General features: G+C 50.4%; 18 protein-coding genes. 9 read left to right on the top strand and 9 right to left on the bottom strand.

Features of this window, described 5'->3' with window-relative positions; genetic code table 11:
• The first annotated feature begins 67 nt into the window (after positions 1-67).
• The 9 genes from ACTHSQ_RS03445 (at position 68) to ftsZ (ending at position 11,281) form a co-directional block, all read left to right on the top strand.
• Complete coding sequence (locus tag ACTHSQ_RS03445; protein ID WP_440371712.1) at positions 68-1,564, top strand: amidase; 1,497 nt, start codon at positions 68-70, stop codon at positions 1,562-1,564.
• Positions 1,565-1,835: 271 nt separating this feature from the next.
• A complete protein-coding gene (locus ACTHSQ_RS03450) occupies positions 1,836-3,098 on the top strand; it encodes a peptidoglycan glycosyltransferase FtsW (protein ID WP_036473144.1) in 1,263 nt (420 codons plus the stop codon).
• 4 nt (positions 3,099-3,102) lie between these two features.
• The gene (gene murG, locus ACTHSQ_RS03455; protein ID WP_003685904.1) at positions 3,103-4,170 is read left to right on the top strand and encodes an undecaprenyldiphospho-muramoylpentapeptide beta-N-acetylglucosaminyltransferase; all 1,068 of its coding nucleotides are present in this window, start codon (positions 3,103-3,105) and stop codon (positions 4,168-4,170) included.
• Positions 4,171-4,304: 134 nt separating this feature from the next.
• Positions 4,305-5,132 (top strand): class I SAM-dependent methyltransferase, encoded by an 828-nt coding sequence (locus tag ACTHSQ_RS03460; protein ID WP_440371711.1) that lies wholly within the window; start codon positions 4,305-4,307, stop codon positions 5,130-5,132.
• 254 nt (positions 5,133-5,386) lie between these two features.
• Positions 5,387-6,796, top strand: a complete 1,410-nt coding sequence (gene murC / locus ACTHSQ_RS03465; protein ID WP_003685896.1) for a UDP-N-acetylmuramate--L-alanine ligase — start codon at positions 5,387-5,389, stop codon at positions 6,794-6,796.
• 87 nt (positions 6,797-6,883) lie between these two features.
• On the top strand, positions 6,884-7,798 hold the full coding sequence (locus tag ACTHSQ_RS03470; protein WP_049328387.1) for a D-alanine--D-alanine ligase: 915 nt from the start codon (positions 6,884-6,886) through the stop codon (positions 7,796-7,798).
• Positions 7,788-8,507, top strand: coding sequence for a cell division protein FtsQ/DivIB (locus tag ACTHSQ_RS03475; RefSeq protein WP_003685892.1), 720 nt, complete (start codon positions 7,788-7,790; stop codon positions 8,505-8,507). Before ACTHSQ_RS03470 ends, ACTHSQ_RS03475 begins: the two co-directional genes overlap by 11 nt.
• Before the next feature lie 74 nt (positions 8,508-8,581).
• Complete coding sequence (ftsA, locus tag ACTHSQ_RS03480) at positions 8,582-9,829, top strand: cell division protein FtsA (RefSeq protein WP_003685882.1); 1,248 nt, start codon at positions 8,582-8,584, stop codon at positions 9,827-9,829.
• A gap of 252 nt (positions 9,830-10,081) precedes the next feature.
• Positions 10,082-11,281: a cell division protein FtsZ gene (ftsZ, locus tag ACTHSQ_RS03485; protein ID WP_440371710.1), complete on the top strand. Its 1,200-nt coding sequence runs from the start codon at positions 10,082-10,084 to the stop codon at positions 11,279-11,281.
• A gap of 121 nt (positions 11,282-11,402) precedes the next feature.
• On the opposite strand, the gene ispH is transcribed toward ftsZ, so the two are convergent.
• From ispH to carB, 9 genes are all read right to left on the bottom strand, one after another.
• On the bottom strand, positions 11,403-12,371 hold the full coding sequence (gene ispH / locus ACTHSQ_RS03490) for a 4-hydroxy-3-methylbut-2-enyl diphosphate reductase (protein ID WP_440371709.1): 969 nt from the start codon (positions 12,369-12,371) through the stop codon (positions 11,403-11,405).
• A gap of 13 nt (positions 12,372-12,384) precedes the next feature.
• Positions 12,385-12,891 carry a signal peptidase II gene (gene lspA, locus ACTHSQ_RS03495; protein ID WP_070633008.1) on the bottom strand — a complete coding sequence of 169 codons (507 nt, stop codon included), beginning with the start codon at positions 12,889-12,891 and terminating at the stop codon, positions 12,385-12,387.
• A gap of 148 nt (positions 12,892-13,039) precedes the next feature.
• On the bottom strand, positions 13,040-13,939 hold the full coding sequence (gene glyQ, locus ACTHSQ_RS03500; protein ID WP_003685919.1) for a glycine--tRNA ligase subunit alpha: 900 nt from the start codon (positions 13,937-13,939) through the stop codon (positions 13,040-13,042).
• A gap of 81 nt (positions 13,940-14,020) precedes the next feature.
• Positions 14,021-14,203: a DNA gyrase inhibitor YacG gene (yacG, locus tag ACTHSQ_RS03505; protein WP_003682475.1), complete on the bottom strand. Its 183-nt coding sequence runs from the start codon at positions 14,201-14,203 to the stop codon at positions 14,021-14,023.
• Positions 14,200-14,820, bottom strand: a complete 621-nt coding sequence (gene coaE / locus ACTHSQ_RS03510) for a dephospho-CoA kinase (RefSeq protein WP_003685867.1) — start codon at positions 14,818-14,820, stop codon at positions 14,200-14,202. The genes yacG and coaE overlap by 4 nt, the downstream gene beginning before the upstream one ends.
• Positions 14,820-15,707: a prepilin peptidase gene (locus ACTHSQ_RS03515; protein WP_003685842.1), complete on the bottom strand. Its 888-nt coding sequence runs from the start codon at positions 15,705-15,707 to the stop codon at positions 14,820-14,822. Before ACTHSQ_RS03515 ends, coaE begins: the two co-directional genes overlap by 1 nt.
• A gap of 1 nt (position 15,708) precedes the next feature.
• On the bottom strand, positions 15,709-16,950 hold the full coding sequence (locus ACTHSQ_RS03520; protein ID WP_003685840.1) for a type II secretion system F family protein: 1,242 nt from the start codon (positions 16,948-16,950) through the stop codon (positions 15,709-15,711).
• 79 nt (positions 16,951-17,029) lie between these two features.
• Positions 17,030-18,709 carry a type IV-A pilus assembly ATPase PilB gene (pilB, locus tag ACTHSQ_RS03525; protein WP_070749190.1) on the bottom strand — a complete coding sequence of 560 codons (1,680 nt, stop codon included), beginning with the start codon at positions 18,707-18,709 and terminating at the stop codon, positions 17,030-17,032.
• A gap of 406 nt (positions 18,710-19,115) precedes the next feature.
• Positions 19,116-22,331, bottom strand: a complete 3,216-nt coding sequence (gene carB, locus ACTHSQ_RS03530) for a carbamoyl-phosphate synthase large subunit (protein WP_440371708.1) — start codon at positions 22,329-22,331, stop codon at positions 19,116-19,118.
• Between the last annotated feature and the right edge of the window lies 1 nt (position 22,332).

Below are 22,332 nucleotides of genomic sequence, written 5' to 3' on the forward strand. Positions count from 1 at the left end.
CGGCGAGGCGGCGGGCAGCCATGCCTGACCGAAAAAACGTGTGTTTATCAATCCGAAAGGAAAACCCATGAATTTTCAAGACTACATCCGTTACGATGCCGTCGGTTTGGCAGAGCTGATCCGCAAAAAAGAAGTGTCCGCCGATGAAGTGTTGCAGGCTGCTTTAAACCGCTTGGACGAAGTCAATCCCAAGCTCAATCTGTTGGCGCACGATTTGCGCGAACGCGCGGCGGCGTGGCAGGGGTCGTCTGAAAATGCCGATACGCCGCTGTCGGGCGTACCGTTTTTGCTCAAAGACCTGCTGGCGGATTGGGAAGGTGCGCCGACATGGTCGGGGTCGCGCATGATGCAGCATTACATTGCCAAGCAAAACAGCGATTTGACCCAGGCCTATCTCGATGCGGGGCTGCGCGTGTTCGGCAAAACCACTACGCCCGAATGGGGCGCGTATCCCGTTACCGAAACCGAAATTTACGGCATCACGCGCAATCCGTGGCATTTGGATTACACCGCGGGCGGCAGCAGCGGAGGCGCGGCGGCGGCAGTGGCTTCGGGCGTCGTACCCGCAGCGCACGGCAACGACGGCGGCGGCTCCATCCGCTTACCCGCGCATAACTGCGGTGTGTTCGGGCTGAAACCCACGCGCGGCCGCAGCAGTTACGCGCCGAACGCATCGGAGGCATGGCAAGGCTTGGTATGCGACCATGTGTTGACCCGCAGTGTACGCGACAGCGCGGTTTTGCTGGACATCGCCGCCCAAACCCAAGCCCGCGCCCTGTATGCCTGCCCGCCGCCGCCCGAAAACGGTTTTGCAGACAGCCTGAAACTAGAAACAGGTCGTCTGAAAATCGCTTTTTGGAAACAGGCATGGTTTGGCGGCGGCAACGATGAAGGCACGGAAGCCGCGTTCGCCCATAGTTTGAAACTGATGCAAGACGCGGGACACGAATTGGAAGAAGCCACGCCCGATTTTGCGCCGCCCGAACAATTAAACCGAGCCGCCCGCATCATCGTCATGGGCGAAACGGCAAAACTGTTCTACCAATATCAATACGAAACCGGGCAAAAACTGCCGCACCGCCTGCTTGAGCCGACAACGTGGGCAATGATTGTGCAGGGGCGGCAAATCAGCGCGGGCGAAATGGCTTGGGCACGCGACGTGATGCTGGCGCAGGAACGTGCCGCCAAAGCATTTTTTACGCGCTACGACGTGTTGATGACGCCCGTCTGCCCGCGCACCACGCCGAAAATCGGCGAGATGATGCCGCCGCCCGCCGCACAAAAAGCCATGCGCCTGCTGTTTGGTACGCTGCGCTTGGGTTTCCTGTTGAAAAACAACCCGTTTTTAGAAAAAGAAGCCGCCGCCGCGCTGCAATACGTCGGTTATACGTCGCCGCTGAACATGAGCGGCAACCCCGCCATGAGCGTACCGCTTTACCGGCATCACAGGCTGCCCGTCGGTACCCAGTTCGCCGCCGCACACGGGCGCGAAGACACGCTGCTTAGCCTCGCCGCGCAGTTGGAACAGATACAGCCGTGGGCGGAAATACCGCAGTTGGCTTAGGGTTTGCATTAGATAAAAAGTAGCCTATTTTCCTGAAGAAAAGATTTATACAAGGCCGTCTGAAAATATAAAAGTGTTTTCAGACGGCCTTTTGCCGGTATCAAAGGGTAGGAGAGGGCGCAAAGAACGTCGGAATCCGACATCTTTAAAGAATCTGAATTGTTGGTTCGGAAATAAACCTTTAAAATAACGTTAATTCATTTTTTCAGACGGCCTCTTGCCCATTTGCAGGCCGTCTGAATATTTTATTCAAGCCGTTACGGATGTTTTCATGATTAGTCTTTCCAAAATGCTTGACCGGCCGATTGCGCGCGATGGTCGGAAGTTTGATGTTTCTCTCTTGTGGATGGTCGTCTTAATGACGGTCTTCAGCCTGATTATGATTTATTCGGCTTCTATTGCGTATGCGGCATCGGAAGGGGGCAGCCAGTTTTCTTTTGTGTCTAAGCAGGCAATGTTTATCCTGTTTACGGTGGCCATATGCTTGCCGCTTTTTTTGCTGAAGATGAGCTTCTGGCGGCGGATTATTCCGTTTTATTTTGCTGTTTCGGGTTTGCTGTTGCTGCTGGTTTTGTTTGTCGGCCGCGAGATTAACGGCGCGACGCGCTGGATTCATATCGGGCCGCTCAACCTGCAACCGACCGAATTTTTCAAATTGGCGACGGTCTTGTATTTGTCCAGCCTGTTTACGCGCCGTGAAGAAATGTTGCGCGATTTGGATTCTTTGGGTTGGTCGTCTTTGTTTACCGGTATTGGCGATTTGGTGTGCAGCCCTTTTAAAAGTGAAGCTCGGGTAAGGGTAAAGGAACGTTTCCGCAAGTTTAAGACCTTGATTCTGCCGATTATGTTGGTGGCGGTCGGTTTGGTTTTGATTATGGGTCAGCCGGACTTTGGCTCGTTTGTCGTGATTGTCGGGATTACCATGGGTATGCTGTTTTTGGCAGGCTTTCCGTGGAAGTATTTTGCCGTATTGGTGGCGACCGTTGTGAGCGGTATGGGCTTGCTGATTTTGGCCGCGCCTTACCGTATGGCGCGTGTGGCGGCGTTTTTGGATCCTTGGAGCGATCCTTTGGGTAAAGGCTATCAGCTGACGCATTCTTTGATGGCGATTGCGCGTGGCGGCTGGTTTGGCGAGGGCTTGGGTGCGAGTTTGGAAAAACGTTTCTATCTGCCCGAAGCGCATACGGATTTTATTTTTGCCGTCATCGGTGAAGAATTTGGCTTTGTTGGGATGCTGGTTTTGGTGTTCTGCTACGGCTGGCTGGTGTGGCGTGCGTTTTCCATCGGCAAGCAGGCGCGTGATTCGGGCTTGATGTTCAGCGCGTACATTGCCAACGGAATCGGTATTTGGATTGGTATTCAAAGTTTCTTCAATATCGGTGTAAACATCGGTATCCTGCCTACTAAAGGCCTGACTTTGCCGTTTATGTCTTACGGCGGTTCGGCTGTCTTTATCATGCTGGTGTGCGTTACTTTGTTATTGCGCATTGATTATGAAAACCGCCAAAAAATGCGCGGTTATTCGGTGGAGTAAAACCATGAGCGGTAAAACTTTTATGCTGATGGCCGGCGGTACGGGCGGTCATATTTTCCCTGCATTGGCGGTTGCCGAGTCGCTGCAAAAGCGCGGCCATCATGTGATTTGGCTGGGCAGTCAGGATTCGATGGAAGAGCGTATCGTGCCGCAATACGGCATACGCTTGGAAACGCTGGCCATTAAAGGAATCCGCGGCAACGGCATCAAGCGCAAGCTGATGTTGCCGTTTACGCTGTATAAAACCGTCCGTGCGGCGCAACAGATTATTAAGAAACACCGTGTCGAGTGTGTGATTGGTTTTGGCGGTTTTGTTACTTTCCCCGGTGGCTTGGCGGCAAAAATTTCCGGTGTGCCGATTGTGATTCATGAGCAAAACGCCGTAGCCGGTTTATCCAACCGCCAACTGTCGCGTTGGGCAAAACGTGTTTTGTATGCTTTCCCGAAAGCCTTTCAACATGAAGGCGGATTGGTGGGTAACCCTGTTCGTGCCGATATTGCGGCATTGCCTGTTCCTGAAGAACGCTTTGAAAACCGTCAGGGCCGTCTGAAAGTTTTGGTGGTGGGCGGCAGTTTGGGTGCGGATGTGTTGAACAAAACCGTTCCGCAAGCTTTGGCATTATTGCCTGAGGCGGCCCGTCCGCAAATGTATCATCAGTCCGGCCGCAATAAATTGGGCAACCTGCAGGCGGATTACGATGCGTTGGGTGTGCAGGCCGAGTGCGTCGAATTTATTACCGATATGGTATCTGCCTACCGTGATGCCGATTTGGTGATTTGCCGTGCCGGCGCGCTGACGATTGCCGAGCTGACGGTTGCAGGTTTGGGTGCATTGCTGGTGCCGTATCCGCACGCGGTAGACGACCATCAAACAGCTAATGCGCGCTTTATGGTGCAGGCCGAAGCTGGTTTGCTGCTGCCGCAAACTCAACTGACGGCAGAAAAACTGGCCGAAATCCTCGGCGGATTAAACCGTGAAAAATGCCTGAAATGGGCGAAAAATGCCCGTACGTTGGCGTTGCCGCACAGTGCGGACGATGTGGCGGAAGCCGCTATCGCGTGTACGGCATGATGACATAATGTGATGAACGAAACAGAGGTCGTCTGAAAACCAAGAAACGGGTTTCAGACGATCTTTTTGCAACTTGGCAGCCGTATTGTGCGGGAGTATGATGTAAATAGGAATTTCTCTCATTGGAGGCTGCCATGTCCGAAAAAATCTCTCCCGAAACCGTTTCCGCCTTGTCCAGCACCATGCTGATTCCCCTGTGGGCGAAGGCTGTGGAGCAGGGTAGGGCGCAGCCGCTTTTGCGCGATGACGAAGCCGTGCGGATGTTGGACAAGATAGACTACGATTTCAGCAAGTTTGCCAAAGTCAAAGCATCGCAGGTTGGCTGTTGCGGGCGGGCGAAGCTGTTGGACGATATGACCCGGCACTTTATCGCCGAACATCCCGATGCCGTCGTCGTGCAAATCGGCGCGGGGCTGGATGCGCGTTACGAACGCTTGGGCAAGCCGCGCATTACCGCTTGGTATGATTTGGATTTACCGGAAGTGATTGAAGTGCGGCGTATGCTGCTGCCTGAATCGGACAATCATTATCTGGGTGCATCCATGTTTGACGAAGCGTGGATGAATACCGTCGCTGCACACGGCAAACCCGTGTTGCTCGTGATCGAAGGCGTGTTGATGTATTTCGAAGAAACGCAAGTGCAGGATTTTTTCAAACAGGTTGCCCGCCGCCTGCCGAATGCCCAACTTGCTTTTGACACTATCCCCAAAGCCTACATCGGACAAAGCAAACACCACGACGCGCTCGGTAAAATGGACAAACCGCCCGAGTTCCGCTGGGCGATAAGCGGCACGGACGACATCCGACGCCTGATATCGGGTGTGGAAATCATCGAAGAAGCGGGCTTGAGCAGCGTCTGCAAACCACGTTATCCGTGGCTCTTGCGCCTTTTGTATGCGACCGCGTGGGGACGGCGCAAATTGGATATGCGCTTGATGAGGATACAAGTGCCGTCAAGTTGATAAACGAGAGGTCGTCTGAAAACAGTTTTCAGACGACCTTATGTTTTGTTTTTGCTGGTATTTTGGTAGCTGAAGTCGAGTTTAAAAATGGGTAATTCGCCGCTGAACGAAACCTCTTTTTTACCCATATTGCCACCAATGTGAAATCCTGTATGCCGAAACATCTTTAATTTACAAGAAAACTATGGCGCAGAAGCAGATAGCCCTTTAAAATAACGCCTTTACGCACTAAAAACCAACCGGAACGCAACGTTATGATGAAAAATCGAGTTACCAACATCCATTTTGTCGGAATCGGCGGCGTCGGCATGAGCGGTATTGCCGAAGTTTTACACAATTTGGGCTTTAAAGTTTCCGGTTCGGATCAGGCGCGTAATGCTGTTACTGAGCATTTGAGCGCTCTTGGCATTCAAGTTTACCCCGGCCATACTGCCGAACACGTCAATGGTGCCGACGTAGTTGTTACTTCTACTGCCGTCAAAAAAGACAATCCTGAAGTTGTTGCCGCGTTGGAGCAGCAGATTCCCGTGATTCCGCGCGCGTTAATGTTGGCGGAACTGATGCGCTTCCGCGATGGTATCGCCATTGCTGGTACGCACGGTAAAACCACAACAACCAGCCTGACTGCTTCTATTCTCGGTGCGGCAGGACTCGACCCGACTTTCGTTATCGGCGGCAAACTCAATGCCGCAGGTACCAACGCCCGTTTGGGTAAAGGCGAATACATCGTCGCAGAAGCCGACGAATCCGATGCCTCTTTCCTGTACCTGACTCCGATTATGTCCGTCGTGACCAATATTGACGAAGACCACATGGACACTTACGGCCACAGCGTTGAGAAGCTGCATCAGGCGTTTGTTGATTTTATCCACCGTATGCCGTTTTACGGCAAAGCGTTTTTGTGTATCGACAGCGAACACGTCCGCGCGATTTTGCCCAAAGTGAGCAAGCCTTATGCTACTTACGGCTTGGACGATACTGCTGATATTTACGCAACCGATATTGAAAACATCGGCGCGCAAATGAAATTTACCGTTCATGTTCAAATGAAAGGACATGAGCAAGAGCCGTTTGAGGTTGTTTTGAATATGCCAGGCCGCCACAACGTCCTCAATGCGTTGGCGGCTATCGGTGTTGCACTGGAAGTTGGCGCATCGGTTGAAGCGATCCAAAAAGGCTTGCTCGGCTTTGAAGGCGTCGGCCGCCGCTTCCAAAAATATGGCGACATCAAATTGCCAAACGGTGGAACCGCTTTGCTGGTGGACGATTATGGCCATCATCCTGTCGAAATGGCGGCAACCCTTTCCGCTGCACGCGGCGCGTATCCGGAAAAACGTTTGGTGCTTGCCTTCCAGCCGCACCGCTATACTCGCACACGCGATTTGTTTGAAGACTTTACTAAAGTCCTCAATACCGTTGACGCGCTGGTGTTAACCGAAGTTTATGCTGCAGGCGAAGAGCCGATTGCCGCAGCCGATTCCCGTGCCTTGGCGCGCGCCATCCGCGTATTGGGCAAACTTGAGCCTATTTACTGCGAAAACGTTGTCGACCTGCCGCAAATGCTACTGAATGTTTTGCAAGACGGCGATGTCGTTCTGAATATGGGTGCCGGCAGCATCAACCGCGTTCCGTCTGCATTGGTGGAATTGTCGAAACAATCATAATAAACAGGCATATTGGCCTTTGAGGACAGATAGGTCGTCTGAATAATATTCAGACGGCCTGTATCAGTATTTAAGAAAGTGGAAATTATGCAGAATTTTGGCAAAGTGGCCGTGTTGATGGGTGGCTTCTCCAGCGAGCGTGAAGTTTCGCTGGACAGCGGCGCCGCTATTTTGGCTGCCTTGAAAAGCAAAGGCGTCGATGCCCATGCGTTCGATCCTAAAGAAACCCCGTTGTCTGAATTGAAAACACAAGGTTTTCAGACGGCCTTCAATATTCTGCACGGCACTTTCGGCGAAGATGGCGCGATTCAAGGCGCGTTGGAATTGATGGGTATTCCTTACACCGGCAGTGGCGTGGCCGCTTCTGCGCTGGGTATGGATAAATACCGCTGCAAACTGATTTGGCAGGCTGTGGGCTTGCCTGTTCCTGAGTTTGTCGTATTGCATGACGACAGCGACTTTGATGCCGTTGAAGAAAAATTGGGCCTGCCGATGTTTGTGAAACCTGCCTCAGAAGGCAGTAGCGTCGGCGTGGTAAAAGTAAAAGAAAAAGGCCGTCTGAAAAGCGTTTACGAAGAATTGAAACACTTGCAGGGTGAAATCATTGCCGAACGCTTTATAGGCGGCGGCGAGTATTCTTGCCCGGTATTGAACGGCAAAGGCCTACCGAGCATTCATATTATTCCGGCTACCGAGTTTTACGACTACGAAGCTAAATACAACCGCGACGATACGGTTTATCAATGCCCATCGGAAGATTTGAGCGAGGCGGAGGAAAACCTGATGCGCGAACTGGCTGTGCGTGGTGCGCAGGCGATTGGTGCGGACGGCTGTTCGCGCGTGGACTTTCTGAAAGATACGGACGGTAAATTGTATCTCTTGGAAATCAATACCTTGCCTGGTATGACCAGCCATAGTTTGGTGCCAAAATCTGCAGGCCATACCGGCGTGGATTTTGCTGATTTATGTATTGAGATTTTGAAGACCGCTCATGTGGGATGATGCAGGCGCACTGGGTCGGCTGACCCGCCGGCTATTGGTGCTGATGACCTTTCTACTGATAGGTTCGGGCATAGCTTGGCTTTACAATTCAAAATATTTCCCTGTGAAACAGATTGCCATTCAGGGTAAGCTGAAATATGCTTCCAACAAAGAATTGCAAACTGTTGCACGAGAGCATATCAGGGGTAATATGTTCCGCGCCGATATTGATTCAGCGCAGGCCGCTTTTCAGGAGTTGCCTTGGATTGACTCGGCAATGGTACGCCGTCGTTTTCCGGAAACCGTGGAAATTATCCTGACCGAGCGTGTGCCGGTTGCACACTGGCGCGCTGGCGGCTTGGTGGACAGTAAGGGCAATGTGTTTGCCGCAAGCCTGAAACAGGACCTGCCTATATTTGAAGGGCAGCAGGGGACAGGCAAAGACATGGTCAAACATTATGCGGACTTTTCCGGAATTTTGAGCCCGTTGAAACTGACCATCAAAGAATTGATCTACACGCCGCGTTCGGCATGGCTGCTTGTATTGAACAACGGCATTACCGTGCGATTGGGGCGTGAAAACGAAATCAAACGTTTGCAGCAGTTTGCCCAGATTTGGCCATCGTTGCTGCGTGAAAAACAAAGCCGTATCGAGTATGTCGATATGCGTTATAAGGATGGTTTTTCAGTCCGTTACCGGCCGTCTGAAAACCCTTCCGACAGTGAATAGCCGATTAGACGTGAAGCAATCTTGTTTCAAAAATAATCAAACCGTCAGTCAGACAACATAGCGAACGAGCAATTATGGAACAACAACAAAACAAATATATCAGTGCCTTAGACATTGGTACGTCCAAGGTCATCGCCTTAATCGGTGAGATTCGGGAAGATAACGAAATCCACATTGTTGGCTTGGGTCAAAGCCCTTCACGCGGTTTGCGTGCAGGTATGGTGACCAACATTGATGCCACTGCGCAAGCCATTCGTCAGGCGGTAGAAGATGCCGAGCTGATGGCAGATACCAAAATTTCCCGCGTCGTCACCGGTATTGCCGGTAACCATATCCGCAGCATGAATTCACAAGGCGTGGTCAAAATTAAAGATGGTGAAGTATCGCAAACCGACATTGATCGTGCCATCGAAACGGCCAAAGCCATCAATATTCCGCCTGATCACAACATTTTGCATACCGTGGTTCAAGAGTACATCATCGACAACCAACCCGGTGTGAAAGAGCCTATCGGCATGAGCGGCGTGCGTTTGGATACCCGTGTACACATCATTACCGGTGCGAACACTGCGTTGCAAAATATCCAAAAATGTATCCAACGTTGCGGCCTGCAAATGGATCAAATCATGCTTCAGCCTTTGGCAAGCGGTCACGCCGTTTTGACTGAAGACGAAAAAGATTTGGGCGTGTGCGTCATCGATATCGGTGGCGGTACAACCGACATCGCGGTTTATACCAATGGCGCAATCCGCCATACCGCGGTTATTCCCGTTGCCGGCGATTTGATTACCAAAGACTTGGCACAAGCCTTGCGTACGCCGCACAGTGCAGCTGAGTACATCAAAATCCATTACGGCGCTGCGATTCCGACTATGGACGGCTTGGATGAAATGATTGAAGTCCCTAGCGTTGGCGACCGTCAATCGCGTCAAATTTCACGCCGTGTATTGGCTGAAATCATCGGTCCGCGCGTAGAAGAAATTTTGGAATTGACGCTGAACGAATTACGCCGCTCTGGTTTCCCTGAAGAAGTGTTAACTTCCGGTATTGTTTTGACCGGTGGTGCTTCTATGTTGACCGGTATTGTTGAGTTGGCGGAAGAAGTATTCAACTTGCCGGCGCGTATCGGTGTTCCACAAGAAATGGGCGGCGTATCTGAGCGTATCCGCAATCCACGCTATTCAACCGCCATCGGTCTTTTGCAGGCTGCAAGAGGAGAGGAAGACGGTGCACCGGTGACAGGTGCCATTGTGGTTCATGATCAGGCTGAAAAAATCAGTCTGTGGGCAAGACTGATGAAATTCGTTAAAGAAAATTTCTGATAAAAGTTTTCAGGGCGGACGGTGTAGCAACCGTTTGTCCTGAATATTTAAGTGGAATTAAGCGGTTTTAAATAATTGTCAAGTGGATAATTTAAAACTTGTATATTTTCTGTTAAAAAATGTAGTAAAAATATAACGCCGACAGTCGAATGGTAAGAAGAATTTTGCCAGTATCTGGATACTTCTTATATAATACGGATAATGAGTTATTTTTGAACCGTCCTTATAAAGCGGGGCGCGGAGGATTATTGAATGGAATTTGTTTACGACGTAGCAGAATCAGCAACGAGCCCTGCTGTTATTAAAGTTATCGGTTTGGGCGGCGGCGGCTGTAATGCCATCAACAACATGGTTGCCAACACTATTCATGGTGTTGAGTTCATCAGTGCCAATACCGATGCGCAATCATTGGCTAAAAATAATGCGGCTAAACGCATTCAATTGGGTACAAACCTGACTCGCGGTTTAGGTGCCGGTGCAAATCCTGAAATCGGCCGCGCCGCTGCTCAAGAAGATCGCGAAGCCATCGAAGATGCCATCCGCGGTGCAAACATGCTGTTTATCACTACCGGTATGGGTGGTGGTACAGGTACCGGCTCCGCTCCTGTTGTGGCTGAAATCGCTAAAGAAATGGGTATCCTGACCGTTGCGGTTGTAACCCGTCCGTTTGCTTACGAAGGCAAGCGCGTACATATCGCTCAAGCAGGTTTGGATCAACTTAAAGAGCGCGTTGATTCCCTGATCATTATCCCGAACGACAAATTGATGACTGCCTTGGGCGAAGACGTGACCATGCGTGAAGCTTTCCGTGCGGCTGACAATGTACTGCGTGATGCGGTTGCCGGTATTTCTGAAGTGGTGACTTGCCCTAGCGACATGATCAACTTGGACTTCGCCGACGTGAAAACCGTGATGAGCAATCGCGGTATCGCCATGATGGGTTCAGGTTTTGCACAAGGTATCGACCGTGCCCGTTTGGCTACTGATCAAGCTATCTCCAGCCCGCTCTTGGATAACGTTACTTTGGATGGCGCACGCGGTGTATTAGTAAACATTACCACTGCTCCTGGCTGCCTGAAAATGTCTGAGTTCAACGAGATTATGCGTATCGTCAACCAAAATGCACACCCTGAAGTGGAATGCAAATTTGGTGCTGCCGAAGACGAGAGCATGAGCGAAGATGCTATCCGTATTACCATCATTGCTACCGGCTTGAAAGAAAACGGTACTGACAACCAACTGCGTGCTGCTGCCCGTACCCAACAATTGGTACGCGGTGCGGCAGAAGTGCCTCAAGCTCAAAGCCAAAGCAGTGCTGAAAGTTTGGTTCGTACCAACCGCAATATCCGTTCTATGAATCTGACTGCGGCTGATTTCAGCAACCAGTCTGTACTGGATGACTTTGAAATTCCGGCTATCTTGCGCCGTCAGCAATATACTTCTGATAAATAATCAGGATCATGCATGAAAAGACCTGCCTTAAAGGCGGGTCTTTTTTATTAGCAGAATAAACTTAAGGCCGTCTGAAAGTTTTCAGACGGCCTTAAGTTTTCAAATAAAGCAAATAACAAACTTACCCTTTATTTAGGATCTGCTTGTTTTCGCCCTCACGACGCAACTCTTTGGGCAAGACAAATACAATGCTTTCTTCTGCGCCTTCTCCTTCGCGTATGGTCTCATGTCCCCAATCTTGAATGGTTTGTAAGACTTCTCGAACCAAGACTTCGGGCGCAGATGCACCGGCAGTTACACCGACCTTGGTTTTGTTTTCAAACCATTCTTTTTTCAGATAGGAGGCATTATCGACCATATAGGCATCAACTCCGCGCAATGCGGCTACTTCACGCAAGCGGTTGCTGTTGGAAGAGTTGGGTGAACCGACAACAATTACGAGATCGCATTCTTCGGCCAATTCTTTAACAGCAGTTTGGCGGTTGGTTGTGGCGTAGCAGATGTCTTCTTTGTGCGGATTACGGATATTGGGAAAGCGTTGATTTAAAGCTGCAATGATGTCTTTGGTTTCGTCTATCGATAAAGTGGTTTGGCTGACGTAGGCAAGTTTGTTAGGATTTTTGACGTTCAGTCCGGCTACATCTTCCACTGTCTCAACCAGAAACATTTTACCCGGAGGCAATTGCCCCATCGTGCCTTCTACTTCGACGTGGCCTTTGTGGCCGATCATGATGATTTCGTAATCTTGCTCATCGAGGCGGGCTACTTCTTTATGGACTTTGGTTACCAGAGGGCAGGTGGCATCAAAAACGCGGAAACCACGTTGTGCCGCTTCTTCCTGGACTGCTTTGGATACGCCGTGAGCTGAGTAAATCAGTGTGGCACCCTTTGGGACATCCGCCAAGTTATCGACAAATACGGCACCTTTTGCCCGCAGATTGTCGACGACGAATTTGTTGTGAACGACCTCATGGCGGACGTAAATAGGCGCGCCGAATTCTTCGAGTGCACGTTCAACAATGCTGATGGCACGGTCAACACCGGCACAGAAGCCGCGGGGATTGGCAAGGATAATGGTTTTTTGAGTCATGTGTGTTCCGTTTTCAGACGGCCTTTGTGTCGTTTGAAGGTGTTTTTTTGTGCAGCAAACCGTCTATTACCAAGCAAACTGCGCCAACGCAGATAAAGCTGTCGGCAATGTTAAATGCGGGGTAGAACCAGTTTTGCCAATAGAAAAGCAGAAAATCGACAACGTGGCCGTGAATCAGACGGTCAACCACATTGCCAATCGCGCCGCCGATAATCATGGCAGCCCCTAGTTTGCCCCAGCGGCCAAACTCATCACGCAAAATGGCACGGGCTAAATACAAGCTGATAACGACGGCCAGACCTAAAAAGAAGAATTTCTGCCAGCCGCCTTGGTCGGCCAAAAAGCTGAATGCCGCGCCTGGATTATAGGCAAGGGTCAGGTCAAAGAAGCCTGGAATGATATTGAGGCGTTCGCCTTCGGTAAAGTGTTTCAAGATTTCCCATTTGCTCAGTTGGTCAAGAATGATGGCAACGAGGGAAAGTAAGAAAAAGGGAATTTTTGCAGAAGAGGATGAACTCATGTTTTCAGACGGCTTATGTAATAAAGGGTTTATTTTACCTGAAAGCAGGCTGGAAGTGTTTACGATGGCATTGACGTCAAGGCCGTCTGAAAATAGAAACGCCGCCAATTGAATATATCAAAGGGCGGCATAGTAAGTATGTGTGGGCTTATTGGTTTTTAAGCAATGGGAAGCCCAGTTTTTCGCGGCTTTCAACGAATTTTTGTGCAACGATACGGCTCAGTGCACGAATGCGGCCGATGTAGGTTGCGCGTTCGGTAACGGAAATGGCGCCGCGTGCATCCAAGAGGTTGAACGTATGGCCGGCTTTGAGTACAAGCTCGTAAGCAGGCAGGGCAAGACTGGTGTCTTCAACTGCAAGCAGGCGTTTGGCTTGTTCTTCATAGTCGTTGAATTGGCGCAAGAGCCAATCGGCATCGCTGTATTCGAAGTTGTAGGTGGATTGCTCGACTTCATTTTGATGATAAACGTCGCCGTAAGTGACGATGTTGCCATCAAGAGTTTTTGCCCAAACGAGGTCGTATACGTTTTCCACGCCTTGCAGATACATGGCAAGGCGCTCGATACCGTAGGTGATTTCGCCGAGTACAGGGGAGCAGTCGATACCGCCGACTTGTTGGAAGTAGGTGAATTGGGTTACTTCCATGCCGTTGAGCCAAACTTCCCAGCCCAAGCCCCAAGCGCCGAGCGTAGGGTTTTCCCAGTCGTCTTCGACAAAACGGATGTCGTGTACTTTAGGGTCGATACCCAATTCGCGCAGGGAGTCGAGATAGAGGTCTTGAATATTGGCTGGTGCAGGTTTGAGCGCAACTTGGAATTGATAGTAGTGTTGCAGACGGTTGGGGTTGTCGCCATAGCGGCCGTCTTTGGGGCGGCGGCTGGGTTGAACGTAAGCGGCAAACCAAGGCTCTGGGCCTAACGCGCGCAGGCAGGTGGCTGGATGCGAAGTACCGGCACCGACTTCCATATCGAAAGGTTGGATAACGGTACAGCCTTTGTCTGCCCAGTAGTTTTGTAATTTGAAAATAATTTGTTGGAAGGTGAGCATGGTGGATGGAATAGATTGGAATAAAGAGGGTATTTTACTGTTTTGAGCCTGTTTTGGATAGGCTGAAGGAAGTGGCGCAGTTTATTTGCCGTCCAACAGGTCTGAAAAGGGGTCGTCTTCTGAAGAAACGGTGTATTTTTCTTGTGCCCATTCACCTAAATCAATGAGTTTGCACCGTTTGCTGCAGAAAGGGCGGTAGGGACTGTCGGTGTTCCAAACGACTTCTTTGTGGCAGGTCGGACATTTTACAACAGGAGCGGTCATGCAGTTTCTTTCAGTGATTGTGCAATGGATTGATAGTATTGATGCAAGCGGGCAACCTTGATTTTTGCTTCTTCCATGTTATGGGTATTGTCCAATACATCGTCGGCATGCAGCAGTCTGTCACATCGAGAAGCTTGGGTAGCCATGATTTGACGCGTTTGTTCTTCTGAAAAACCATTGCGTTGATGTACGCGTTCGATTTGGACGGACTCTGGAACATCTACAACCAAAATGCGGTCAGTCTCCGCTTTAAATGCCGGATTCTCAATTAAAAGCGGTACATCGACAATGCCGTAAGCAGAGGAGGCAAGTTGTTGTTTCTGCTGTTGGATTTTGTTTAAGATTAATGGCAGAAGCAGGTTTTCCAGTTGTTTTTTGGATTGAGGCCGTCTGAAAACTTCTTCCCGTAAAGCCATACGATTCAGACGGCCTTCACTGTCAAAAACCTCATCGCCGAAAAGCTGGCGGATGGCAGGAAGGGCTTCACCGTTTTCAGCGGTCAGTGAACGGCTGATGGCATCGGCATCGATAATGGGTGCGCCAAGTTCGGCAAACATTTGGGCAATAGATGATTTACCGCTACCGATACCGCCGGTCAAGCCTATCCATAATGTCATTATCGGAATCCTGATTGTACGAGCCACCATTGTACCAGTTGGGTAATAGGTGCATTGGCAACCAAAATAATCCATCCTGCTACAGCAAGGCTGGGACCAAAAGCAAAATATTGACCTTTACCGACGCGGGCAATGAGTGCGCCCACCAGTCCGACTAAGGCAGCCATGAAGATCAGAACAGGCAAGATACCTACGCCCAGCCATGCCCCGAGCGCGGCCAAAAGTTTGAAGTCGCCATTGCCCATGCCGATTTTACCGGTCAGAAGTTTATAGACGGCGCATAAAGTATAAAGGCTCATATAGCCTGCGATTGCGCCTAAAACGGCTGAATGCAGGGGTACGAATGTGTCATTCAGATTAAACAGCAGGCCGATCCAGATTAGGGGCTGAGTCAGGCTGTCGGGTAAATATTGTGTATCGGCATCAATAAAGGTCAGCGCAATCAATATGGCAGTCAAAATTAATCCGCCAATAGTTGTACATGACCAGCCGTATTGCCACGCGACAATACCGAATAAGACACTTGTCAGCAGCTCAATCAGCGGATAGCGTATGCCGATAGCGGTTTTGCAGGAGTGGCATTTCCCGCCCAGTAAAACATAGCTGAGGATGGGGATGTTTTGCCAAGGTTTGACTGGGTTTTTGCATTTTGGGCAGCGTGAATTCGGTTTGCACAGATTAAATGGCTGTTTTTCTTCATCTGTCAGCTTGATGCCCAAATGCTCTTTAGAAAATTGTGTCCATTCGCGTTCCATCATTATCGGCGTGCGATAAATGACAACGTTTAGAAAGCTGCCAATCAGCAATCCTAAAATAACGGCTAAAGGAATGGCGAATGGCGCAAGAACGGAGAGGGCGTCGATGGCAGAGTAAATACTATCAAGCATATCAACCTACGACATTACCCAATTTAAACAGCGGCAGATACATGGCAATCAGCAAGATACCGATGATCGAACCCAATACCACCATGATGATAGACTCCATCAAGTGAGACAATCGGGAGACGGAGTTGTCTACTTCATCTTCGTAGAATTCGGCAGCTTTGTTCAGCATATCGTCCAAAGAGCCTGACTCTTCGCCGATGGCCGCCATTTGGATCACCATATTGGGGAACATATCCGTACTTTGCATACTGGATGTCAGCGACAGACCTTGGGTTACCTTGGCGCGGATGTCTTGAGTGGCTTCTTCATAGAGAATATTGCCGGATGCGCCTGCAACTGAATCTAATACTTCCACCAAAGGAACGCCGGCTGCGAAGAGGGTGGAAGTCGTACGCGCCCAACGGGCAATGGTTGCTTTACGGACGATGGCGCCAAAAACAGGGAGTCTCAAAATCAGAGCATCGATTCGTTTTTGGAAGGTAGGCGATTTTTCATGGAGTTTGTACAGGCCGAAGGCGGAAACAATCAAAAGGATGATCATAATCCAGCCATAGTCGACGAATAAATCGGACAAGCTCATGACGAGTTGGGTAAGGCTTGGCAGCTCTGCCCCCATATTGGCATAAACTTCTTTAAAGGCAGGCAGTACAAACATCATCATGATGAAGATAAGCGCAATTGCCACCACGATAATGGCAATCGGGTAGGTCAGTGCGGTTTTAACCTTTTTCTTAATGGCTTGCGTTTTTTCTTTATAGACAGCCAGTTTGTCCAATAGGCTTTCCAGTACGCCGCCGGACTCGCCTGCGCTAACCAGATTACAATAAAAGCGGTCGAAATATTTTGGATATTTGGAGAACGATTTACCCAATGCGCTACCTTGTTCGACATCGGAGCGAACCTGCATCAGCATTTCGGTCATGCTCGGATTGGAGTGGCCGCGCGCAACGATTTCAAAAGCCTGCATCAGCGGTAAGCCTGCCTTCATCATCGTTGCCAGTTGGCGGGTGAACACTGTAATGTCTTCTTGGGTAATACGGCGTTTGCGTGCGGTTTTAACTTTGCTGATACGCAAAGGACGAATGCCTCTGCGTTGGAGTTTCTTGCGTGCTTCTTCTTCGTCTTTGGCAACTACTTCACCATGGACAAGACGTTCGGTCTCGGTATTTTTTCCTTCAAAAGTAAAACGCTTGCCTTTGCTTCTTGAGCCGAACAGACTTCTTTTTTGCTCTGCTTGAGCCATGTGTTATCCCTTGTTAGTAAGAAATAAAGCGGACTGTTTCCCCGTGCCGCTTTATTTTAATTTTCGAAAATATGGCAGTTTAGTCATTGGTATGAGCAGTCACTTCTTCCAACGAGGTCAGGCCTTGCATGACTTTCATGAGGCCGGCGCGACGCAAGTCTACCATGCCTTCCTGATAGGCCATGTTCATGATATCAACTTCTGTACCGTTGTTCATAATGACTTTTTGCATTTCATCGCTGACCGGCATGACTTCATAAATACCGACGCGGCCTTTAAAGCCTTTGCCGCGGCAGCTGTCGCAGCCAACCGGGCGGTAGAGTTTCCAATCTTGAGCCAAGTCCGTATCGGTAAAGCCGGCTTTTTTCAATGCCGGAACCGGCGGGCGTTCAACTTCGCGTTTGCAGTTTGGACACAGTCTGCGCAACAGCCTTTGCGCCATAATCAGGCTGACCGAGCTGGCGATATTGAAAGGCGCTACGCCCATGTTCAAAAGGCGGGACAGCGTGGCCGGTGCATTATTGGTATGCAGGGTCGAGAAAACCATGTGGCCGGTTTGGGCGGCTTTAATGGCGATGTCGGCGGTTTCCAAGTCTCGGATCTCACCGACCATAATAATATCAGGATCTTGGCGCAAGAAGGATCGGAGTGCGGCAGCAAACGTCAGACCTTGTTTCTCATTGACGTTGACTTGGTTGACGCCCGGCAGGTTAATCTCGGCCGGATCCTCGGCCGTCGAAATGTTCACATCTTCCGTGTTCAAAATACTCAGGCAGGTATAGAGTGAAACGGTTTTGCCCGAACCTGTCGGACCGGTAACCAACACCATGCCGTAAGGGCGGTTGATGGCCTCAAGCAGCATTTCTTTTTGGAAAGGCTCTAAGCCGAGCTGGTCGATATTGAGCGATGTCCCATCGGAATTTAGGATACGCATCACCACTTTTTCGCCAAACAATGTCGGCAACGTGCTGACACGAAAGTCAATCGGACGGCCGTGTTTATGGAAGGCAATTTGAATTCTGCCGTCTTGAGGAATACGTTTTTCGGAAATATCCAAACGCGCCATCACTTTGATACGCGATGCCAACTGGCCGCGTACTGCGACAGGAGGCTGTACGACTTCACGCAACTGCCCGTCCACGCGGAAACGAACGCGCGCCATTTGTTCGTAGAATTCAAAGTGGATGTCCGATGCGCTCGCGTTCAGGGCATCGGATAAGGTTTTATGGATGAAGCGGGGGATTGGACCGTCTTCAGCCTCTTCATTGTCGATATAAAGCGATTGCGATTGCTGCGTTGCTTCATGTTCGTCGTTGATTTCTTTCAGAATGGTGGTCGAACGTTGACCCAGCCATTCCAGCAATGAGCTGAGCTGGTCGTCTGGAACTACTACCAAGTCGACATTTAAACCTGAAGCAAAAGCAATTTTTTGAAATTTTTGGATTTGGGTCGGATCGGATACGGCGAAATAAACCTTGCGTCCGCGTTTGAAAATCGGAATGCAACGGTTTTGCACCATTTGCTCTTCCGTCAGAATGTCGCTGACTACATTATTGCGCGGGTAGTAGCGCAAATCCAAAAGGGGATAGCTGAATACGCGCGCAACCAACTCTCCCAAAGCTTTAGGGGAGATGATGCCGTCTGAAAACAGGTTGGGCAGGATTTCTTTGCCCGATTGTAAAAGGCTGTTGTAATGTTCCGCTTGTTGATTTGAGATGGTCTGGCTTTGAACCAAAACACGCAATAATCCGACACTCATTTTATTTTCCGTTTCTTGTGCAGTTTTCCCTTTAATTTAGAGGAAAGCCGTATTATTTTATCATTATTATGATTAAAGCATATGTTTAATTATGCAAATCTGCTTAAATTGCAAAGACATGCTTCTGCTTTAATTGTATTTTTATTTCAGACGGCCATTATAAAGCAAGGAGAATAGGCGTTAAACTCGATATTTTTGGATTATGATGAAAAAACAACAATTTTGTCGTATGAATCCAATCAATAACGAAATTATATTTCATGTTGCTATTGCTTGTTTGGAGATGGCAGAAAAGGTTGTTTTGATGGACAGACGGTTGGAATTTGAAATATGAAAAGGCCGTCTGAAACTGAGCAATCAGGTTTCAGACGGCCTTTTAACTATTTAAATCCGATAGGATTGATTATTAGGCTTTGTTTTTCAGACGGCCATGCAATTCCTGTACGCTGTACACGCCCAAGTGCTCGCGGCTTTTTGCGCCTTCGCTCATGGCTTCGCCGCCGGCGATGGTGGTGTATTGCGGTACGCGTTGGGTGAGGGAAGTGCGGCGGATGCTGTGGCTGTCGGTAACTGATTGTACTGTGCTGCCGACGGTGTTGACCACCAGTGCGATTTCGCCGTTTTTAATGGCGTCCACGATGTGTGGGCGGCCTTCCTGCACTTTGTTGACCGCTTGCACGATGATGCCGTGTTCTTTCAAGTATTCGGCGGTACCGCGTGTGGCGCAGACACCGTAGCCGAGTGCTTGGAAGTTTTGTGCGGTTTTGACGATGAGCGGTTTGTCTTCGTCGCGTACGGCGAGGAACACTTTGCCGGTTGTGCTCAAGCGTTCGCCTGCACCGAGTTGGGCTTTGAAGTAGGCTTCGCCGAAGCTTGCGCCTACGCCCATGACTTCGCCGGTAGAGCGCATTTCAGGGCCGAGAATGGTGTCCACACCCGGGAATTTGATGAATGGGAACACGGCTTCTTTAACGGCATAGAAGTCTGGGATGACTTCTTTTTCTACGCCTTGCTCTTTCAGCGAAATGCCTGCCATCACGCGTGCGCCGACTTTGGCGAGCGGTACGCCGGTGGCTTTGGATACGAACGGTACGGTACGGCTGGCGCGTGGGTTCACTTCCAGTACGAAGACCACGCCATCTTGTACGGCAAACTGTACGTTCATCAAGCCGACCACGCCCAGTGCGTATGCCATGGCTTTGGTTTGACGGCGGATTTCATCTTGAATTTCTTCATCCAATGAGTATGGAGGCAATGAACAGCCGGAGTCGCCGGAGTGGATACCTGCTTGTTCGACGTGTTGCATAATGCCGCCGATCACGACGTCTTGGCCGTCTGAAACGCAGTCTACGTCCACTTCGATGGCGTTGTTCAAGAAGAAGTCGAGCAATACAGGGCTGTCTTCGGAAACTTGTACGGCTTCGCGCATGTATTTTTGCAATTCTTCGGCAGAGTGAACAATCTGCATGGCGCGGCCGCCGAGTACGTAAGAAGGACGGACAACCAACGGATAACCGATTTCTTCGGCTTTAACGAGTGCTTCTTCTTCGTTGTGGGCGATGCGGTTAGGCGGTTGACGCAGGCCTAAGTCGTTCAACACTTTTTGGAAGCGTTCGCGGTCTTCGGCGGCGTCGATGCTGTCGGCGGATGTGCCGATGATGTTCACGCCGTTTGCTACCAAAGCATTGGCCAGTTTGAGTGGGGTTTGGCCGCCGTAATGAACAATCACGCCCCATGGGTTTTCGGTGCGGACGATTTCCAATACGTCTTCCAATGTCAGCGGCTCGAAGTACAGGCGGTCGCTGGTGTCGAAGTCGGTGGACACGGTTTCGGGGTTGCAGTTGACCATGATGGTTTCAAAGCCCGATTCGCGCAGGGCGAGCGCGGCGTGAACGCAGCAGTAGTCAAATTCAATACCTTGGCCGATACGGTTTGGGCCGCCGCCGAGAATCATCACTTTTTTACGGTCGGAAGGACGGGATTCGCATTCTTCTTCGTAAGTGGAGTAGAGGTAGGCGGTTTCGGTGGCAAACTCGGCGGCACAAGTGTCGACGCGTTTGTAAACCGGATGCAGTTTCAGCGCGTAGCGGTGTTCGCGGACTTCTTTTTCGCTTACGTTCAACAATTGTGCCAAACGTTTGTCAGAGAAGCCTTTGCGTTTCAGACGGCGTAAAGCGGCGAAATCCAAATCTTGCAGGCAGCCTGCACTTACCTGCTGCTCTTCTTTCACCAAATCTTCAATTTGAGCTAAGAACCAAGGGTCGATGGCGCAGATTTCGTGGATTTCTTCCAGTGTGAAGCCTGCGCGGAAAGCATCGGCTACAAACAGCATACGCTCAGGGCCCGGGTTGGCCAGTTCGCGGCGGATTTCCGCTTTGTCTTCGCTGCGCGGATTGAAGCCGCACAAGCCGGTTTCCAAACCGCGCAAGGCTTTTTGGAAGCTTTCTTGAATGGTACGGCCCATCGCCATCACTTCACCCACCGATTTCATCTGCGTGGTCAGGCGGTCGTCTGCGGCAGGGAATTTTTCAAACGCAAAACGCGGGATTTTGGTCACGACATAGTCGATGGAAGGCTCGAATGATGCAGGCGTGCGGCCGCCAGTGATGTCGTTGCGCAACTCGTCCAGTGTAAAGCCGACAGCCAGTTTGGCCGCCACCTTCGCAATCGGGAAGCCCGTTGCTTTAGATGCCAGCGCGGACGAACGGCTCACGCGCGGGTTCATCTCAATCACAATCATCTCGCCGTTTTCAGGGTTCACAGCAAACTGAACGTTTGAACCGCCGGTATCTACGCCGATTTCACGCAATACTGCCAACGAAGCATTACGCATGATTTGGTATTCTTTGTCGGTCAATGTTTGTGCAGGCGCAACAGTGATGGAGTCGCCGGTATGCACGCCCATCGGGTCGAAGTTTTCAATCGAGCAAATGATGATGCAGTTGTCGTTCTTATCGCGTACAACTTCCATCTCGTACTCTTTCCAGCCGAGAACAGACTGCTCAATCAGCAATTCATGCGTAGGCGACGCATCAAAACCGCGTTCGCAAATCGCCAAGAACTCGTCTTTATTGTAGGCAATGCCGCCGCCCGAACCGCCCATGGTGAAAGACGGACGAATCAGCGTCGGGAAGCCGACCTGTTCCTGCGCTGCCAAAGCTTCGTTCATCGTGTGGCAGACAAAAGATTTCGGGCAGGAGAGGCCGATTTTCTCCATCGCTTCTTTAAAGCGGCCGCGGTCTTCCGCCTTGTCAATCGCGTCTTCCGTCGCTCCGATCAGCTCGACATTGTATTTCGCCAGCACGCCGTTGCGCGCCAAATCCAGCGCACAGTTCAGCGCGGTCTGACCGCCCATCGTGGGCAGAATCGCATCGGGTCGCTCCTTGGCGATAATCTTCTCCACCGTCTGCCACATAATCGGCTCGATGTAGGTAACATCCGCCATTTCAGGGTCGGTCATGATGGTGGCAGGGTTGGAGTTTACCAAAATGACTTTATAGCCTTCTTCACGCAAAGCCTTGCAGGCCTGTGCGCCCGAATAGTCAAATTCGCAGGCCTGACCGATAACGATAGGGCCGGCACCGATGATAAGGATGGATTTTAGGTCGGTACGTTTGGGCATG

It is taken from the genome of Neisseria sp. P0009.S008 (assembly GCF_051958615.1).
Lineage (GTDB): Bacteria > Pseudomonadota > Gammaproteobacteria > Burkholderiales > Neisseriaceae > Neisseria > Neisseria subflava.

Excerpts from the sequence above, each read along its gene's own strand:
- ACTHSQ_RS03445 (WP_440371712.1), top strand. The coding sequence starts at position 68 with ATGAATTTTCAAGACTACATCCGTTACGATGCCGTCGGTTTGGCAGAG.
- ACTHSQ_RS03450 (WP_036473144.1), top strand. The coding sequence starts at position 1,836 with ATGATTAGTCTTTCCAAAATGCTTGACCGGCCGATTGCGCGCGATGGT.
- murG (WP_003685904.1), top strand. The coding sequence starts at position 3,103 with ATGAGCGGTAAAACTTTTATGCTGATGGCCGGCGGTACGGGCGGTCAT.
- ACTHSQ_RS03460 (WP_440371711.1), top strand. The coding sequence starts at position 4,305 with ATGTCCGAAAAAATCTCTCCCGAAACCGTTTCCGCCTTGTCCAGCACC.
- murC (WP_003685896.1), top strand. The coding sequence starts at position 5,387 with ATGATGAAAAATCGAGTTACCAACATCCATTTTGTCGGAATCGGCGGC.
- ACTHSQ_RS03470 (WP_049328387.1), top strand. The coding sequence starts at position 6,884 with ATGCAGAATTTTGGCAAAGTGGCCGTGTTGATGGGTGGCTTCTCCAGC.
- ACTHSQ_RS03475 (WP_003685892.1), top strand. The coding sequence starts at position 7,788 with ATGTGGGATGATGCAGGCGCACTGGGTCGGCTGACCCGCCGGCTATTG.
- ftsA (WP_003685882.1), top strand. The coding sequence starts at position 8,582 with ATGGAACAACAACAAAACAAATATATCAGTGCCTTAGACATTGGTACG.
- ftsZ (WP_440371710.1), top strand. The coding sequence starts at position 10,082 with ATGGAATTTGTTTACGACGTAGCAGAATCAGCAACGAGCCCTGCTGTT.
- ispH (WP_440371709.1), bottom strand. The coding sequence starts at position 12,371 with ATGACTCAAAAAACCATTATCCTTGCCAATCCCCGCGGCTTCTGTGCC.
- lspA (WP_070633008.1), bottom strand. The coding sequence starts at position 12,891 with ATGAGTTCATCCTCTTCTGCAAAAATTCCCTTTTTCTTACTTTCCCTC.
- glyQ (WP_003685919.1), bottom strand. The coding sequence starts at position 13,939 with ATGCTCACCTTCCAACAAATTATTTTCAAATTACAAAACTACTGGGCA.
- yacG (WP_003682475.1), bottom strand. The coding sequence starts at position 14,203 with ATGACCGCTCCTGTTGTAAAATGTCCGACCTGCCACAAAGAAGTCGTT.
- coaE (WP_003685867.1), bottom strand. The coding sequence starts at position 14,820 with ATGACATTATGGATAGGCTTGACCGGCGGTATCGGTAGCGGTAAATCA.
- ACTHSQ_RS03515 (WP_003685842.1), bottom strand. The coding sequence starts at position 15,707 with ATGCTTGATAGTATTTACTCTGCCATCGACGCCCTCTCCGTTCTTGCG.
- ACTHSQ_RS03520 (WP_003685840.1), bottom strand. The coding sequence starts at position 16,950 with ATGGCTCAAGCAGAGCAAAAAAGAAGTCTGTTCGGCTCAAGAAGCAAA.
- pilB (WP_070749190.1), bottom strand. The coding sequence starts at position 18,709 with ATGAGTGTCGGATTATTGCGTGTTTTGGTTCAAAGCCAGACCATCTCA.
- carB (WP_440371708.1), bottom strand. The coding sequence starts at position 22,331 with ATGCCCAAACGTACCGACCTAAAATCCATCCTTATCATCGGTGCCGGC.